The 16732-nt window shown below is 73.0% G+C and carries 19 protein-coding genes and 1 riboswitch; of the genes, 11 read left to right on the top strand and 8 right to left on the bottom strand.

The genetic code is table 11. The annotated features are described in order from the left end of the window. Positions 1-11: 11 nt before the first annotated feature. A complete protein-coding gene (locus AOM06_RS14040; protein WP_062308335.1) occupies positions 12-929 on the top strand; it encodes a phosphotransferase in 918 nt (305 codons plus the stop codon). Between the two features lie 23 nt (positions 930-952). On the opposite strand, the gene AOM06_RS14035 is transcribed toward AOM06_RS14040, so the two are convergent. Continuing rightward, entirely contained in the window at positions 953-1405 is a 453-nt protein-coding gene (locus tag AOM06_RS14035) for a hypothetical protein (RefSeq protein ID WP_062308330.1), read from the bottom strand. A 12-nt stretch (positions 1406-1417) separates the two neighbouring features. After that, positions 1418-1532: riboswitch (SAM riboswitch) on the bottom strand. A gap of 177 nt (positions 1533-1709) precedes the next feature. On the opposite strand from AOM06_RS14035, the gene AOM06_RS14030 reads away from it, so the two are divergent. Next, positions 1710-2576 (top strand): alpha/beta hydrolase, encoded by an 867-nt coding sequence (locus AOM06_RS14030; protein WP_062308328.1) that lies wholly within the window; start codon positions 1710-1712, stop codon positions 2574-2576. A gap of 53 nt (positions 2577-2629) precedes the next feature. Beyond that, positions 2630-3487: an alpha/beta fold hydrolase gene (locus tag AOM06_RS14025; protein WP_062308325.1), complete on the top strand. Its 858-nt coding sequence runs from the start codon at positions 2630-2632 to the stop codon at positions 3485-3487. 1 nt (position 3488) lies between these two features. Here AOM06_RS14025 and AOM06_RS14020 read toward each other — a convergent pair whose 3' ends face one another. The 5 genes from AOM06_RS14020 to AOM06_RS14000 form a co-directional block, all read right to left on the bottom strand. Further along, positions 3489-4478 (bottom strand): phosphotransferase family protein, encoded by a 990-nt coding sequence (locus AOM06_RS14020; protein ID WP_062308321.1) that lies wholly within the window; start codon positions 4476-4478, stop codon positions 3489-3491. Next, positions 4475-5089 carry a sugar O-acetyltransferase gene (locus tag AOM06_RS14015; RefSeq protein ID WP_228372968.1) on the bottom strand — a complete coding sequence of 205 codons (615 nt, stop codon included), beginning with the start codon at positions 5087-5089 and terminating at the stop codon, positions 4475-4477. The genes AOM06_RS14020 and AOM06_RS14015 overlap by 4 nt, the downstream gene beginning before the upstream one ends. A 47-nt stretch (positions 5090-5136) precedes the next feature. Continuing rightward, entirely contained in the window at positions 5137-5562 is a 426-nt protein-coding gene (locus AOM06_RS14010; RefSeq protein ID WP_062308315.1) for a VOC family protein, read from the bottom strand. Between the two features lie 39 nt (positions 5563-5601). Then, positions 5602-7548 (bottom strand): DUF4914 family protein, encoded by a 1947-nt coding sequence (locus tag AOM06_RS14005; RefSeq protein ID WP_082105610.1) that lies wholly within the window; start codon positions 7546-7548, stop codon positions 5602-5604. Positions 7549-7671: 123 nt separating this feature from the next. Continuing rightward, positions 7672-9102 carry a hypothetical protein gene (locus tag AOM06_RS14000; RefSeq protein ID WP_156163730.1) on the bottom strand — a complete coding sequence of 477 codons (1431 nt, stop codon included), beginning with the start codon at positions 9100-9102 and terminating at the stop codon, positions 7672-7674. Positions 9103-9213: 111 nt separating this feature from the next. On the opposite strand from AOM06_RS14000, the gene AOM06_RS13995 reads away from it, so the two are divergent. From AOM06_RS13995 to AOM06_RS13970, 6 genes are all read left to right on the top strand, one after another. Further along, entirely contained in the window at positions 9214-10305 is a 1092-nt protein-coding gene (locus AOM06_RS13995) for an Rv2578c family radical SAM protein (protein WP_082105609.1), read from the top strand. 394 nt (positions 10306-10699) lie between these two features. Continuing rightward, entirely contained in the window at positions 10700-10933 is a 234-nt protein-coding gene (locus AOM06_RS13990) for a hypothetical protein (protein ID WP_062308309.1), read from the top strand. 18 nt (positions 10934-10951) lie between these two features. After that, complete coding sequence (locus AOM06_RS13985; protein WP_062308302.1) at positions 10952-11167, top strand: hypothetical protein; 216 nt, start codon at positions 10952-10954, stop codon at positions 11165-11167. 368 nt (positions 11168-11535) lie between these two features. Further along, a complete protein-coding gene (locus tag AOM06_RS13980; protein WP_062308298.1) occupies positions 11536-11733 on the top strand; it encodes a hypothetical protein in 198 nt (65 codons plus the stop codon). Between the two features lie 87 nt (positions 11734-11820). Continuing rightward, on the top strand, positions 11821-12162 hold the full coding sequence (locus AOM06_RS13975) for a YidH family protein (RefSeq protein WP_062308294.1): 342 nt from the start codon (positions 11821-11823) through the stop codon (positions 12160-12162). Beyond that, positions 12159-12503: a hypothetical protein gene (locus AOM06_RS13970; protein WP_062308290.1), complete on the top strand. Its 345-nt coding sequence runs from the start codon at positions 12159-12161 to the stop codon at positions 12501-12503. Before AOM06_RS13975 ends, AOM06_RS13970 begins: the two co-directional genes overlap by 4 nt. Positions 12504-12625: 122 nt before the next feature. Here AOM06_RS13970 and gnd read toward each other — a convergent pair whose 3' ends face one another. Then, positions 12626-13663, bottom strand: coding sequence for a phosphogluconate dehydrogenase (NAD(+)-dependent, decarboxylating) (gene gnd / locus AOM06_RS13965; protein ID WP_062308287.1), 1038 nt, complete (start codon positions 13661-13663; stop codon positions 12626-12628). Positions 13664-13684: 21 nt separating this feature from the next. Next, the gene (gene zwf, locus AOM06_RS13960; RefSeq protein WP_062308283.1) at positions 13685-15118 is read right to left on the bottom strand and encodes a glucose-6-phosphate dehydrogenase; all 1434 of its coding nucleotides are present in this window, start codon (positions 15116-15118) and stop codon (positions 13685-13687) included. Positions 15119-15295: 177 nt separating this feature from the next. Here zwf and AOM06_RS13955 point away from each other — a divergent pair, with 177 nt between their 5' ends. Further along, entirely contained in the window at positions 15296-15805 is a 510-nt protein-coding gene (locus AOM06_RS13955) for an O-acetyl-ADP-ribose deacetylase (protein WP_062308280.1), read from the top strand. 10 nt (positions 15806-15815) lie between these two features. Beyond that, the gene (locus tag AOM06_RS13950) at positions 15816-16667 is read left to right on the top strand and encodes a hypothetical protein (protein WP_156163729.1); all 852 of its coding nucleotides are present in this window, start codon (positions 15816-15818) and stop codon (positions 16665-16667) included. The last annotated feature ends 65 nt before the right edge of the window (positions 16668-16732 follow it).

Raw genomic sequence — 16732 nt, 5'->3', positions numbered from 1 at the left:
AGCGTCGTGCCATGACGCTCGACCTGCCCGCGGCCCGCTGGACCGCGTCACGCCTGGGATCCGCGCCCACGGAGGTGTTCTTCGAGGCCTCGTCGATGTCGGAGGTGTGGGGCCTCCGCCTCGACGACGGGCGCCGCGTCGCCGTGAAGCGGCGGGGCGGGGGAGAGCGGCTCGCGATCGTCGCGCGCGCCCACCGGGCGGCGCTCGGTGCCGGGATCGATGCCCCCGACCTCGTGGCGGGACCCGACCTGCTCGAGCACGATGCGTGGCTCACGGCCGAGGAGTGGCGCCCCGAGGGGGCGTTCACCCCGGACGGCGACGCTCCGGTGCTGTTCGGGCGGCTGCTCGCGCGCATCGTCGCCGCGCTCGCGGAGGTCGGGGCGGAAGGGCTCGAGCCGACGCCCTGGCTCCACTACGACCACGGCGACGCCGCGCGGGTGTGGCCGCCCGCATCGTCCTCGCGCTGGGACCCGCACCGGATCGAGGCCGATCTGCCGCCCGCCCTCGCGGCCCTCGCGGCGGCCGCGCGCGACAGGCTCGCCGCGAGCGACCTGCCCGCCGTGCTGGGACACGCGGACCTCAACGGGCTGAACGTCCGCTGGGTCGGCGAGCACGCGATCGTGCACGACTGGGACTCGATCGCGCTTCGCCCCGAGGCGGTCCTGGTCGGCACGCTCGCGCTCGATCACCCGGCGGCACCGGACGCGGGCGCGGCGGCCGACATCGCGACGGGCGCGCGTGTGATCGCCGCCTACGAGGAGGCGACGGGGCGCGCGTTCGCGGCCGACGAGGTCGAGGTCGCCTGGGCGACCTCGGTGTGGCTCGGGTGCTACAACGCCGCCTTCGAGCATCTGCATGGCGCCCCGGGCGCGGTGACCGCGGCGATCCTGCGCGACGGGGAGGAGCGGCTCGCGCTCGCGGGTGTGTGACCGCGAGCGCGAGCCGTCGCACGTCACGTGACGATCAGCCACATGCCCGGGACCAGGGAGGACGCAGCGAGGTCGCGCGCCTCCGCGGGGCAGGAGACGCGGGCGTCGTAGCCGTCGAGCCGGAAGTGGCTCACGGGCCCGCCCCGGTTGACGTCCTGCGACGAGCACTCGTGCCACTGCAGGTCGTCCGCGCAATACGAGACGCCGATGCCGCCGACGACGGCGAAGGACGTGCCCTGGTCGTGGAGATGCGTGACGCCGCGCTCGAGGGCATCGCCGACGATGGCGCGACCCGCGGGGTGGAGGCGCCAGTGCTCGACCGCCGTCCCCTCGGTCACGTCGACGCCGGTGGCGGTGACGGCGACGACGGTGAGCAGCCTCGGGTGGCGGTTGGCGAGCGCGCGCTTCGCCTGGATGAAGTGAGGGCTGTGGCCCGGGGTCGACAGGCCGCAGTGGCGGAGGGGTGAGGTGGGCATGGGTGCTCCTTGGTTCCGTGCTTCCGCGGGCCGGTCGACGCGCGGCGGATCTTCCTCCAGGGGCACCGTGTCGGGAACGCGGTTGCCAGCCGGCGAGCTGAAGGGCTTGGCGCCGGGCTTCTTGATCCTCCGTGAAGGCTAGCGCGACGGTCCGACAGCGCGCGGGTGCACCGCGTCACCTGGGGATCCCACCGGCGCGCAGGATTCCGCCGAAACCGACCACGGCCTACCGCTGGGGTGGGTGCGGGGGTTAGCGTCGCGTCGGGGGCGTCCGCCCCTGCTGGCGAGTCCCCGGAGGGTTCCCATGACCGTCGCCGAGTCCGCCGCGCCCCTCACGGCGCGCGAGCGCGAGCAGATCGAGGCGGTCAACGCCTCCGGACGGCCCGGGGTGGTCCTCATCCACGGGCTGTGGGCCGTCGCGGACGGCTGGAAGCCCTGGCAGGAGCTCCTCCTCGAGCACGGGATGGCCTCCGTCGCCGTCGCGTGGCCGCGAGAGCCCGAGACCTTCGAGGCCGCGCTCGCGGATCCTGACGCCGTCGCGGGCGTGGGGATCCAGGAGGCCGCCGACCACGTCGCCGCGGTGATCGGCGCGCTCGACCTGCCGCCGTTCGTGGTGGGCCACTCGTTCGGCGGGCTGCTCGCGCAGAAGGTCGCCGGGCTCGGCCTCGCGCGCGCCACCGTCGCGATCGAGCCCGCTCCCATCAAGGGCGTGCTGCCGCTCCCGCTCCCTGTACTGCGGGCCTCGTCGCCGGTGCTCGCGAACCCCGCGAACCGTTCGCGCGCGATCCGCCTCACGCTCCCGCAGTTCGAGTACGCGTGGGCGAACGGGCTTGGCAAGGAGGAGGCGCGGCGCCTGTGGGAGACGATGCACGTCGCGGCTCCCGGGCGCCCGCTGTTCCAGGCCGCGGCGGCGCGCTTCCAGCCGCGGTCCGAGGCCTCGGTCGACCTCGACAACCCCGCCCGCGGCCCGCTGCTCATCATCGGCGGCGAGCTGGACCACCTGGTCGCGCCAGCGATCAACCGGGCGACCCTCAAGCTCCAGAGCCGTAACGCCGGCTCGACCGAGTTCCGCGAGTTCCCCGGGCGCGGCCACTCGATCGCGATCGACGCGGGCTGGCGTGAGGTCGCGGACGCCGTGATCGCGTGGCTGGAGGAGCACGCGGGTCCGTGACCTCGCCGCTCGCCGAGCGCCGTGCGCATCGTCCCGGTTAGTGTCGAGGTGCGATGACATCGATCGAGCTCACGCCAGCCGAGCGCGCGCAGGTCGACGCCGCGAATGTGGCGGACGGCCCCGCCGTGGTGCTCGTCCACGATCTCTGGACGCTCGCCGCGATCTGGGATCCGTGGCTCGAGCCGCTCGCGCAGGCGTCGCTGACCCCGGTCGCGGCCGCGTGGCCCCGCGAGCCCGACTCCGTCGCGACGGCGCTCCGGCGCCCCGACCGGCTCGCGGGCGTCGGCCTCGGCGAGGCCACGGGCCGGATCACGGCGCTGATCGCCCTGCTGCGCGAGCCCCCGCTCGTGGTCGGGCACTGCTTCGGCGGGCTGATCGCCCAGAAGCTCGCGGGCCGGGGTCTCGCGCGTGCGACCGTCGCGATCTGCCCCGCGCCGATGAAGGGCTCGATCCAGGCGCCCGAGACGATGCTCGTCGCCGCCGCGCCCGTCATCGGCGATCTCGCGAACCGGGACCGTGCGATCCGGTTCACGTTCCCCGAGTACCGGTACGCGTGGGCGTCCACCGTGCCGCGCGAGGAGGCGCACGAGCTGTGGGAGACCACGCATGTCCCTGGCTCGGGGCGCGCGGTGTTCGAGGTCTCGCGCTCGCGCTTCGAGCGCCGGTCCCCGGCGAGCGTCGACACGGTCAACCCGGAGCGCGGTCCCATGCTGGTCGTGGGCGCGGGTCACGATCACCTTGTCCCGCCCGAGATGGCGGCATCCACGTTCCGCATCCAGAGCCGCAACCCGAGCCCCACCGACTTCGTCGAGTTCCACGACCGTGGACACTCGCTCACGCACGACTCGCGCTGGCCGGAGGTGGCCGACCGCGTGATCGACTACCTCGCGCGGCACCGCCGGCCGGCGTAGCTCAGACGCCGAGGATGGCGCAGAGCCGGTCGCGGTTCGCGCGGATCGAGGCGCGGTGCCCCGCGAGCCAGTCGCCGCTGAACCCGCGCGGCTCGATCTCGACGAGCTGCACCGCCATCGACCAGAGGCGGTAGAGCGCGACCCGGAGCTCGGCGGCGCGGTCCATGGTCAGGGGAGCCCCGATGGCGGACTCGTAGCCGCGCACCTTGGCGGGCTCGAACGGGCCGGACGAGTGCGTCTCGCCCCCCGCGAGCCCCCACAGGGGGTCCCCGAACAGCGACCGCTCGAAGTCGACCACGCCCGTGACCTGCCCCGTGCTCGGGTCGACGAGCACGTTGCCGTGCCACAGGTCAGCGTGCACCAGCGAGGGCGCCGTGACCTCCGCGAGCGCCGTGCTCGCGGCATCCAGGCCCGCCCGCAGGCGTCGGGCCTCGACATCGACGCCCCAGGCCTCGGCATCGTCCGCCGTGGCCTCGATCAGGCGATGCATGAAGCCCGGCCAGGTGTCGCCGCCCAGGCGGAAGCGCTCCGCCGGCATGCCGAAGCGCGGGCCTCGCGCGCGCCCGAGCTCCGCGAGGATCGCGCCGACCTGCTCGGATGCGCGCTCGTTCGCCTCGGGCGTCATGACCGGGGCTGCGTCGTCCCACGGCATGCCAGGCATCATGGTCATGACGAGCACGTCCACGTCCGCGTGCGTGCGCGAGAAGTCGTCGAGGAGCACGCGCGGGGCCGGCACGTCGAGCTCCGCGACGAGCGCGAGGTTGTCCCGTTCGCATCGCAGCATGTCGTGCTCGTAGGCGAGCAGGCGGCCCGTGTCCGGCACCGAGGTCTTCACCACCATCGTCTCGCCGCCCGCGAGCTCGACGCCCTGCACGGCGGAGAAGGTGCCGCCCGAGAGGAGCCAGTGGTCGACGACGTTGCCGAGCGGCGCGAGGACGGCCTCGAGCTCGCTGCGCTCGAGCGCGCGCTGCGTGGGCAGGAGCTCGGTCACAGCGTGCGGATCACGCGGGCGGGGTTGCCGGCGACCACGGACATCGGCGGCACGTCCTTGGTGACCACCGCACCCGCCGCGACCACCGAACCGCGGCCGATCGTCACACCCGGGCAGATCACCACCGACCCGCCCAGCCAGACGTCGGGCTCGAGCGTGATGGGGAAGGCGCGCTCCCAGCCTTCGCGTCGGATCTCGACGTCGAAGGCGTGGTTGACCGTGTAGAAGCGCGCGTCGGGCCCGATGAGCGCGTTGTCCCCGATGGTGACGATGCCCGAGCCCAGGATCATGAGGTTGGAGTTGATGAAGACGTTCGCGCCGAAGCGCACGCGCTCCTTGTACTCGAGGTACAGGGGCGGGCGGTAATCGAGGCCCGGCCCGCACTCGCCCACGAGCGCCGCGAGCCCAGCCGTCGATCCCTCGGGGTCGTCGTAGTAGGCCGCGTTCAGCTCGCGCAGGCGTGCGAGCGTCGCGCGCTGCATGTCCGCGAGCTCGGGGCCCGAGCGGTACTTGAACCACTCGTCGTTGCTCAGCTTCTCGTACTCCGTGCGGGTCGGGTCCTCGACCGGCACCTCGGCCATCGCGGCCTTCATCTGGTTCTCGTGGGTCACGGTCTCCAACCTAGGGCCGCGCCGGGTGCCTCGCGCGGGACGTACGGCTACTCGGGATCCACCTGCTCGAACAGGGTGAGCTGGACCCCGGCAGGCGTCTCGAACCTCGCGTTGAGCGATCCCCACGGCGTGCGCGTGGGAGGCGCCACCTGCGTTGCGCCCGCCGCGAGCACGGCTGCGGCCGCGCCCGCCGCATCGTCGACCTCGAGCGCGACCCTCACCTCGCGCGCGACGGGCCGTCCCACCTCGAGCGAGTCGATGAGCGCGCGCTGCGCGCCGTTCACCAGCTCGAGCGTCGCCCGGCCCGCCTCGAGGACCACCACGCGTGCGTCGCCGTCCTCGGTCGGCGTGGTGAGGTCCAGCTCGGCAGGCATGCCGAGCGCGTCGCGGAAGAGCGCGAGGGCGGCGTCGAGATCCTCAGCGTGCAGGACCAGGCGGAGCTGGAGGGCGCCCGGAGCGCGGTCGGCGGTCATCCCGCCACCGTGCGCCCCGGGCGCCCTCGCGTCAACCGCTCACAGGTACATCGGCGTGAGCGCCTCGTAGTCCGCGACCGTGCCGTCCGCCATGCACGTCTCGATGATCCGGCGGCCCAGCGGGTCGAGGTCGTCCGTGAGGAACTTCTCGAGCTCCGCCTTGAAGAAGCCCGTGAGGATCGCGCAGCCGGCGTCGTACGCGGCGGTGCCCACCTGCGACTGGGTCTCGGGGCGCAGCAGCGTGCGGCGGATCGGCTGGCCGTCCAGCGTGATCTCCTTGGGCGCGTAGCCGAACAGGGCGCAGCGTGCCGGCTCGAGCTGGTCGGCACGCATGCGCCCGCCGCCCTTGCGGGCGAGCCACTCACGCGTGAGCCACTCGCCGGAGAAGCCCACCTTGTAGGCGCCGACATGCTGGTTGGGCGTGAGCACGTAGCGCGTGCGGTTGTACTCCGTGATCTGCGTGAGCAGCAGGTTCGCGGCCGCGACCTGCGTGCCGGTGGAGAAGGGCCAGTACGACCCCACGCCCTCCGACACCATGCCGCCGTGCTCGAGCTTCCGCACCGCGTCCGCGGCCTCACCGATCGACGGGTTCTTGTCGCCGCGGGGGGCGATGAGCCGCCACAGCCACGCGAGGGCCGGCGGCACGAAGTGCGTCATGCCCATGATCCCGTAGGTCGGCTTCTCGGAGGTGCAGGCCGGCATCCGGACGCCGAACGTGCGGACGTCGACCGGCTCCGGGTCGTTGACGATGCCCCGGATCATGCGACGGGGGATCACCACGCGCGGGTTGGGGCACGGCTTGCCGGTCGAGTCCAGGGTGTGCTCCCACGGCAGCGCGGTCGCGTCGGGGACGCCGTCGATGCTGAAGAACACGAGCGGCTCGTCGGGGTGGATGACGGCGCGCTCGAAGTGGACGTCGGCGCCGTACGCCGTGAGGTTGTCGACGCGGACGAACCAGCCGTCCTCGGCATCGGCCACCACCATCTTGCCGCTGCCGTCCTGGACCGCGGGGTGGCACAGCGTCATGTCGTCGGTGACGGCGGCGAGGTCCGAGGTCTCGGACAGCGTGATGAGGTACTCCTCGCCGGTGACCACGTTCTCGCCGAGCAGGATGCGGCCGTCGTCCTCGCGGCGCAGCTCCTGGCACATCTCGGACTTGCCGCCGCCAGAGGCGCCCTCGTGCATGATCACGGTCTCGTTGTCGTACGGCGTGGTGACGCGCACGGAGGACGCGTGCGCGGTGATCCAGCCCTCCTGCTCGCCGATGTCGAGCAGCACCGAGAACACGCCCTTCTTGGCGCTCGGACCCGGGTAGAGGTTGTAGGCGAAGATCTCGTGGAGCGTCTCGGTGCGCTCGTGCACCACCACCTGCTTGCCGTCGAAGTGGGTGTGGCGGAACGGCGGCGCGACGTAGAGGATCGAGCGCGGCGTGAAGTCGCCGAGCTCGTCGAAGGTCACCCAGCCCTGGAGGTCGACCAGCGCGGTCGCGAAGAACGCGGCGTTGACGGGCATGATCGCGATCGACGGAGAGCCGTGCGTGAGGCCTCCCGCCTTGAAGGGCACCACCACGAGGTCCTGGCGTGCGAGCCACGCCATGGTGTCCGCCCGGGCGCCGTCGAAGCCGTGCCCGAAGCGGTCGGCGTAGCGGGTCTTGTCGGTGGGGCGGTCGTCCGCGATGACCATGCACTGCGGGTCGCGGCGGCGCATGTAGTCCTCGGGGTAGTTGACCGCGATGCCGTTGCGGCAGCGGGTCACGGTGGCCTCGGTGACCACCTCGCCGTCGACGTCGTAGTCGACGGAGAAGACGGGGCCGCCGTCGGGTCCGAGCGCCAGGGCGTACAGCTCCTGGCGGGTCTTCGGGACCGTCACGGACGGCGCCGAGGCCAGGGCCTCGCGCACGTCCTCGGCGAGGGTCAGCTGGTCGAGGTAGGTGAGGGTGTGCAGCACGCTCGGCTCCTTCGGCTCGCGGTGGGGGAGGGCACGCATGACTCAAGGATGCGCGCCCTCCGGCGAGTCTGCCGATGCAAAAGGAAAGGTAAAAGGGACGTAGGTCACGGGTCACGTAGGGGTCACGCGATATGCCGGTGCGACCTGGGACGATGCGCCCGTTCAGATCGTCGGAGACGGTTCCTCGGGTGCGGGATCGGGTGCGGGATCGGGCGCGGCGATGGCCGCATCGTCCGTCGCGGCGGCGTCGCCCTCGGCTCGTAGGACCGCGAAGGCGGAGCCCGCGAGGCCGAGGACGATCACGCCCACCACGACGCCCGCCGGGGTGAACGGACGCAGGGTCGCGAACAGCAGCAGGAACACGAGCGCGAGCCACGGCCACAGCGGCCAGCCTTGACGGCGCAGCAGCCCGCCGAGCGCGGCGGGCCGCCAGCCGTGCGCGTCGAGCGTGGTGGCGCCGCGCGTCACGTACGTCCCGCCGAGGCGGCGCACGGTCGCCGCGGGGCGCGATCCTCCGAGCGCGAGGCCGGTGAGGATGGCGACGGCGCCCGCGACGATGTACGCGATGAGCACGGCGCCGGGCTCCGCCGTGAGGGCCCCGTAGATCGCCGCGGTGGCCGCGGTCGGCACCTCGGTCGCGAGCCCGGCCGCGACGATGTCGCCCGCGGTCGCGACCACGAGCGCGAGCACCACTCCCACGATGAGCAGCAGCGCGCCGGCGACGATGCTCGCGCGCGGCCGGCGGGGGTGGACCAGGATGCCCGCCGCGATGAGCGCGAGCGCGATCCATGGCAGCACCGTGCCGATGGTGTGCAGGATCGAGTAGCCCAGGCGCGCCTGCGCCACCTTGGGCACCTCGGCCAGGGTGACGTTCACGTCCACATCCGGGATGGAGTCCGCGAGCGTGAAGCCTGCGTCGACCAGCGCCGGCCTCAGCTGCTCGATGATCGGCTGGAGCTGCAGCTGGACCACGCCCGCCTCGTCGACGGCGATGGCGCCGTCGGCATCGGCGCTGAGCACGCCCGCCAGCTGGCCGTGCGCGAGCGTGAGCGCCTCGCGCCAGACGGTCGCGAAGGCCTCGGCGCCGACCACCTGGGTGAGCGCGCTCCGGATCGCCACCCGTGCCTGGTCCGCGAGCAGCGGTCCCAGGACCTCCGAGGCGTTCGCGAGGCGCGGCGTCGAGTCCTCGTCGATCACGCTCGCGAGGAGGTCCGCGACCAGCGCGTCGGTGTCGAGCGCCTGGTCGATCGCCGCGGTCGCCTCGTCGACCACGAACGCCTGGACGTCGGGGTCCTCGGCGAGCGGCGCGAGGGTGTTGACGAACACGTCCGTGTCGCTGGCCATGCGGCTCGCGTACGCCGCCACCGTCCCGAGCGGCGCCACGAGCGCGCCGAGGACGATGAGCACGAGCCCCAGGAAGGCGCGTCCGCGCGCCGGGTGGGGCTGCGGGGCCGCGGGCGCCGGGGCGGCCTCCGTGGGCGCGAGCGTCGCGCGCAGCCGCGTGTTCTCCTCGATCGCCTCCTGGAGGCGCGAGTTCTCCGACTCGAGCTCGAGGAGGCGGGCCTCGAGCTGCGCCTTCGTCATCCCTGCCATGGCTCCTCCTCGGGGCGTGGGCCGCGGGGCGTCGCCCCTGGTGTCGAGCGTACGGGACGAGCCTCGGAGGGTGGGCTTGACGCGTATTCGAACACATGTTCGAATGGCGGCATGCGGTGGGAGGGACAGGCGCTGCGCGCCGAGAAGGACGATGCGCTGCCGGCGCTCGCGAAGATGTCGAACCTGGTGCGGACGGTCACCACGCCCGAGTTCGCCGGCGTGACCTTCCACGAGGTGCTGGCGAAGAGCGCCCTCAACCGCGTGGGTCCGGGCAGCGCCGTGCCGTTCACGTGGACCGTCAACCCGTACCGCGGCTGCACCCATGCGTGCGTCTACTGCTTCGCGCGGCCGTCCCACCGGTACCTCGAGCTCGATGCGGGTGCGGACTTCGACCGCCAGATCATCGTCAAGATCAACATCGCCGAGGCGCTGCGCAAGGACCTCGCCAGGCCTTCGTGGAACCGCGAGCACGTCGCGCTCGGCACCAACACGGACCCGTACCAGCGGGCCGAGGGTCGCTACCGCCTCATGCCTGGGATCATCCGCGCGCTCGCGGACTCCGGCACGCCGATGTCGATCCTCACCAAGGGCACACTGCTCCGGCGCGACCTGCCGCTGCTCGCGGCGGCACGGGAGTCCGCGCCCGTGGACCTCGCGCTGTCGATCGCGATCGCGGATGACGATCTCCAACAGGCGATCGAGCCCGGCACGCCCACCACGCAGGCGCGCCTCGCGACCGTGACCGCCGCCGCCGAGGCGGGCTTCGACGTCGCGGTCTTCATGATGCCGATCCTCCCGTTCCTCACCGACTCGGAGGAGCATCTCGACGCCGCGCTCGGCCGCATCAAGGCGGCGGGGGCCGCGTCCGTGACCTACACCGCTCTGCACCTGCGGCCGGGGGTGAAGGAGTGGTACGCACAGTGGCTCCACGCGCATCGTCCCGACCTGGTGCCGCGCTACCGCGCGCTCTATGCGGACGGCTCCTATGCGCCGAAGGAGTACAGGAGGCGGCTCGCGGCACGGATCAGGCCGCTCATCGCGGCGCACGGGCTCGCGCGCACGCCCGAGGACCCGAACACGGGGACCGTCGCGTCGCGCGCGAACGCCCGCGACGACCAGGGCGAATGGCGACGCACAAGCGCGCATGAGACGGACGATGCTCGGGCGGCGGCGGTGTCCCGCGAGCCGCTCATGCTGTTCTGAGGCGGCGGCCGCGTGCGCCTGGGGGGAGGGGGTGCAGATTCCCACAAGTAGGGCCTTGTGCGCTCCGCCGCCCGGGTCTAGCGTGATCGATGGTCCGCATGGGCCCCGACTCGGCCAGGGAGGTGCATGATGTCAATCCGCTACATGAGCGCGACGCGCGCAGCATGCCGCCCCGCGAGCGATCTCCGATGAACGCTCCCGAGTAGCAGCCGCCCGATCCACCCTCGCGTGGATCCGCGCGTGCGCATGCCTCACGTGAGAGGCACCCGTCCGGCTTCCCCGGGCCCCTCCGCCGCGTCCTTCCCCACGTCCCCCGTGGCCTCGCCGCGTTGCCGCGCCTCCGGTGCGCACGCCGGCCTCCATCGCTGACGCCCAGCCAGGTCAAGGACCACCCATGCTCATCGACGATCCCGTCCTGCTCCACCACGCCCACCGCCTCGCGCGGGCTGCGCTCGCCGAGCGCGCGGCGTCCCCGCGCGCGCCGCGCCCGCGTCCGTTCGCGGCGCTGAACCGCCGGATCCTCGCCTTCGAGGTCGCGGCGCTCGCTCGGGCGCTCGCTCGTGCCCGGGAGGCAGAGGTGCGCTCGCGGCGCACCTCGATGCCTACCCGCGGCATCCCGCATCGCTGAACCAAGGAAGGAGGAACCATGCTGTCCGACGACATCCTCGTGCTGCACACGTGCCGCGCGCTCCTCGAGTCCGCGGCCGTGGAGGCGGCTCGCCCCCGTGCCGTCCCGGTCGCACGGCGGCCGTGGGCCGCGCTCCGCACGCGTGAGCGCTCCGCCCGCATCCGCGCGCTGTCGAGCGCGCTCGCGCACGCGCAGGCGGCCCAGGCGCGGGCCTCGGCCGCCCGGCCCGTCTAGTGCCGGGAGCCGTGGGGGCATCGGGTCCGCACCCGAGCCCTCACGGCCTCGCCGCCGGTTTGCGCGCGAAGGCTCCCGTCTCCTACCGTGGGAGGAGGCCCGCAAGGGCCTCCTCCTCGAGACGAGCATGAGGGCGGGCCGCGGTGTCGCGGATCGCCCCGCCGTTCACCCGCGGACGGGATCCACCCGGAACCCGGCCGTGCCGACAGAGCGAGCCGCCATCGGCCGCGTCGGCCCACCGCCTCGCGAGGCGTCCCGCCCGGTCCGCCGGGCACGTCCGCTACGCCCTGCGCACGCAGCTCCTCCGTGGCCACACCGTGCGACACCGTCGCGCCGGTATCGGCAACCTCGGCTCAGAAGGAGCACCCATGTACACCGACGACCACGTCACGATCCTCCAGTCCCTCCGGCTCGCCACGTCCGCGCTCGACTCACGCCCGACCCGGGCATCGCGGCTCCGCCCGCTGGCCTCAGCGCGCCGGACGTGGCTCGCGCTCGAGGTGCGCGTGCTCACGGGTGCGCTGGCGCGCGCCCGCCACGCCGAGGCGCGCGCCCGGCTCGTGTGAGGCGGGACGCGGCGCGAGGGAGAGGACGGCGCCCTTGCGCCGCGGGTGAGGCGTAGCGTCGGAGACGAGGGGCGAGGAGGCTCCGACATGCCGCATGACGAGCGTGACAAGGCCGCCGAGGCGCAGGCCGCTTTGTCGAACGAGCGCACCTTCCTCTCGTGGATCCGGACGGCGCTCGCGCTCATCGTCACGGGGGTCGCGCTCGTCGCGTTCGACCTCCCCGTCGATCTGGGGTGGCGCCTGGGCGCCGGCGCGATCCTGCTGCTGCTCGCGATCGCGAACGCGGCGCAGGCGCTGTACTCGTGGCGCGCGAACGACCGCGCGCTCCGCCACGGCGAGGAGATCCCCGACCTGCGCTCCGGCGCGTGGATCGCGTGGGGCGTGGTGACCTCGGTGATGCTCCTGCTGGTCGGCTGGGTGATGTCGTGAGCGCCGGCGCCCGGCGCCGCGAGAACCTCTGGGCGCTCGACGTCACGGTCCTCGCGTGGCGGCGCACCACCTTCCAGGTCGCGCTCGCGGGTCTCGCCGTCGCGCGCATGCTGGAGACGCGCGTCGGCTGGTGGGTGCTCGCCTCGGCGGTGGTCGCGATCGCGCTCACGTTCGCGGTCCATGCGTCGGTGTCGGAGTACGTCTCAGCGATCGACGAGCGCGGCCACCTGGTCCGCGAACCCGGCGGGATCGGGCATCCGCTGGTGAGGCAGGCGCTGGTCGCCGGCGGCACGGCGCTGCTTGCGGCAGCGGCGCTCGCGTGGGTGACGATGCAGGTGTGATGGCGAAGCCGAGGCGACGCCTCGCCCGGTGCGACGGGCGCCCGTCCCTTCGCGCAGGAAAGGTGCGAGGACGCCGCACCACACCTGCCCACGCCAGTCCCGCGCGCGCCACGCAGCCCGCCCTACTCCCCGGTCGGCTTCTCCTCGTGGCCGCCGAAGCCCTTGCGCATCGCCGAGAGCGTCCGCTGCGCGTAGTCGTCGAGGTCGCGCGAGGCGAAGCGCGAGTACAGCGCGGTGGTGAGCACGGGCGTCGGGACGCCCTCGTCGATCGCCGCGATCGACGTCCACCGCCCCTCACCCGAATCGGACACGTGCCCCGAGAAGGAAGACAGCTCGGGGTCGGTGCGCAGCGCCGCGGCCGTGAGGTCGAGCAGCCACGATCCGATGACCGAGCCGCGGCGCCACACCTCCGCGACCGCCGCGGTGTCGATGTCGTAGCGGTAGTACTCGGGCTGCGCGAGCGGCGCGGTCTCGGCATCGGCCTCGCGCGCCACCGCGCCGATGTTCGCGTGCTTCAGCACGTTGAGGCCCTCGGCGTACGCGGCCATGAGCCCGTACTCGATGCCGTTGTGCACCATCTTGACGAAGTGCCCGGCCCCGGTCGGGCCGCAGTGGAGCCAGCCCTCCTCGCCGGGCTCGAGCAGGCCCGGGACGCCGTCGGTCGCGATGCCGGGCGTGCGCTCGGCCGCGTCGACGCCCGGCGCGATGGACCGCCAGATCGGCGCGAGGCGCTCGACCGTCGCATCGTCCCCGCCGATCATGAGGCAGAAGCCTCGATCGAGGCCGTGCACGCCGCCTGACGTGCCGACGTCGACCAGGCCGATGCCGCGCTCCGCGAGGGCTGCCGCGTGCGCGAGGTCGTCGCGGTAGTAGCTGTTGCCGCCGTCGATGATCGTGTCGCCGGGCTCGAGCGCCTCGGCGAGCGCCGTCACCACGCGCTGCGTCACCTCGCCCGCCGGCACCATCACCCACACCGCACGCGGCGCTTCGAGCGCGTCGACGAACCCGGCGAGCTCGTGCACGGCCACCGCACCCTCGGACGCCAGCGCCTCGATCGCCTCGGTGCTGACGTCGTGGACGGCGACCGTGTGGCCGTCCCGCATGAGGCGGCGCGTGAGCCCGGCGCCCATCCGGCCGAGGCCGATCATTCCCAGCTGCATGCGTGTCTCCTTCCGGCGCGCTCAGGCGCGCGCCGCATCGTCCGGCGTGGCGTCCTTGAGGACAGGGTCGTGCCATGGGCCGTCCGCGCCGATGAGCGTGTCGGCCTCGGTCGGTCCCCACGTGCCTGGCGCGTAGCGGATCGCGGGGGCGTGGTCCGCGAGGACCGCGTCGACCACGCGCCATGCGGCCTCGACCGTCTCCTCGGCGGTGAACAGCGCGCGGTCGCCGCCCAGCGCGTCCGCGAGCAGGCGCTCGTACGGGTGTCGCGAGCCGGCGCCGCCCGTGCTCACCACCAGCTCGCGCTGCTCGCCCACGAACTCCTCGCCCGGGGTCTTCACTCGTGCGCCCAGCGCGATCTCGCCATCGGGCTGGAGGCGGAAGCGCAGGTGGTTGGGGTGCTGGGCCATCATCGCGTCGTCGAACAGCGCCTGCGGGGGCTTCTTGAACTCGACGACCACCTCGTGCGCCGTCACCGGCAGGTGCTTGCCCGTGCGCAGGTACCAGGGCACGCCGGCCCAGCGCCACGAGTCGATGAAGAGTCGCACCGCGGCGTAGGTCTCGACGTCGGAGCCTCGCGCGACGCCCGGCTCGTCGCGGTATCCCGCGAACTGTCCCCGCACGATGTCGTTCCTGGTGAGGGGGCGGATCGCGCGGAACACGTTCGCCTTCGCCTCGTGGACGGCGCTGTAGCCCTGGTACGCGGGAGGCTCCATCGCGAGCAGCGCCACGATCTGCAGCATGTGGTTCTCGAGCACGTCGCGCAGCGCGCCCGCGGTGTCGTAGAACGCGCCGCGGCCCTGGACGCCGAAGTCCTCCGCGATGGTGATCTGCACGCTCGCGATGTGGTCGCGGTTCCACACGGGCTCGAGGAACGAGTTCGCGAACCGGAAGTACAGGAGGTTCATGATCTCGTCCTTGCCCAGGAAGTGGTCGATGCGGAACACCGACTCCTCGGGGAAGGCCTCCCGGATGACCGCGTCGAGCTCGCGCGCCGAGGCGAGGTCACGGCCGAAGGGCTTCTCGACCACGACGCGTGCGTCCCTGTGCAGGCCCACCTGGGCGAGGCCCTCGATCACCGTGCCGAACATCGTGGGCGGGATCGCGAGGTAGTGGAGGGGACGATGCGCGTCGCCCACCGCCTCCTTGAGCGCGTCGAAGGTCGCGGCGTCGCGGTAGTCGCCGTCGACGTAGCGCAGCAGCTCCAGAAGCGTGTCGAGCACCTCGGGGTCGTGGTCCGGGACGGCTGCCGTCACGGACTCGCGGGCGCGGGTACGCAGGTCCTCGAGGGTCCACTGCGAGAAGGCGACGCCGATCACGGGGACGTCGAGCTCGTCGTGCGCGACCATGCCGTAGAGCGCGGGGAAGATCATCTTGCGCGCCAGGTCGCCCGAGGCTCCGAAGAACAGCAGCGCATCGGCCTCCGTGTGGCCGAGGGCCGCCTGCTGATCGACCATCGTCGCTCCTTCGGTGGGGGATGCGTGCCCTGAGGGCTCCTTCAGGGCCAACCGAGATGCCCGGGCGGATGTTCCGCAGGCGCAATGGCGCCGCTCCCCTTATCGTGTGGCACAGGGGGCACAACGGGGGAGCGTGATGATGCTGCTTGGGGGAAGGCGCGCATCCGGAGGCGGACGATGACCGCCGTCATGTCGGTGCGGCGCGCGGACATCACGACGATGGCGGTCGACGCCATCGTCAACGCCGCGAACGAGTCGCTGCTGGGAGGCGGCGGGGTCGACGGCGCGATCCACCGCGCCGCGGGGCCGGGGCTGCAGGACGAGTGCGAGACGTTGCACGGCTGCGCGACGGGATCCGCGAAGCTCACAGGCGGCTACGCGCTGCCCGCGACGTACGTGATCCACGCGGTCGGTCCCGTGTGGCACGGAGGGGACCGCGGCGAGGCGCTCGCTCTCGCATCGGCCTACGAGGCCGCGATCGTGCTCGCGCAGGAGCATCGGTGCCGCACGGTCGCGTTCCCGTCCATCTCGACCGGGATCTACGGCTATCCCAAGGCGCAGGCGGCCGAGGTCGCGGTGCGCTCCGTCGCGCGCGCGCTCGCCTCCGCGCCGTACGTCGAGGAGGTCACCTTCTGCGCCCACGACGACGAGGACCTCGCCATCTACCGGGGGATCCTGTCCCGCTAGGGTGCTCCGCATGAGGGTGCTGCGCGGGTCCGATGCGGGGGAGTGGCTGAAGGGGCGGATCCCCACGTTCGGCGGACGGGTGCGCGACGTCGCAGGTGAGGACTTCGAGTCCTATGTCCGGGTCATGCATCCCTTGAGGGGCAGGCGGCTCGACTGGTCCGACCGGGGAAGCGGCATGGTGCCGAGCGTGGTCGACGAGCGTCGCTGGACCTGGGCGGAGCTGGCATCCGCGCTGGGACGCACGGCGCATCCCTTGATGCAGTGGCATGCGCTCGCGCGCGAAGCCGTCGTGCGATGGGGCGACGGGTGGGAGGTGGACCAGCCCGAGCAGGGGGCGTTCGAGCCGGAGCTGTTCGCGCGGCTCGTGCCAGCGCTGCTCGAGGCGACGTCCACGCCGGACGATGCGGTGGTCGGGTTCTGGACCGGATCGAGCGGGCTGCATCCAGGTGGGCGGCACGTCGTGGTCGCGACGGAGGCCGCCGCCGGGCTCGAGGCCACCGCGCTCGCACAGCTGCCGATGATCGATGCGAGCATCGTGGACGCCATCGATGCGGGCGACGTGCTCGCGCTTCCTGGGCGCGAATACGTGCTCCTCGGCGGTGCGCTCGCGGAGCTTGCGGACCCGGACTGGGGTTTCGCTGCCGGTGTCGGGTGGTGGGCGAGCTTCCGTGACCCGACCCCTCAGCTCGTATGGCCGCGCGACCACGCGTGGCTGGTCGCCACCGAGGTCGACTTCGACTCGACGTTGGTGGCCGGGGCGCGCGGGCTCATCGACGCGGTGGTGGCGGTTCCCGGGCTCGAGTCGTTCGAGGTGGGGCCGGACGACGACCTGACCTCCGACGGCGACGTGGTCAACCGCTGAGATCGGGTTCGGTGCTCGCGTGGGTGGGGGACCTTGGGGCAGGAGGCCGGCCAAGGGCGTCCCGG

The sequence above is a fragment of the Demequina subtropica genome, assembly GCF_000971235.1.
GTDB lineage: Bacteria > Actinomycetota > Actinomycetes > Actinomycetales > Demequinaceae > Demequina > Demequina subtropica.
The sequence above is the reverse complement of the archived record's forward strand: the minus strand, read 5'-3'. Positions and strand labels throughout refer to the sequence as shown.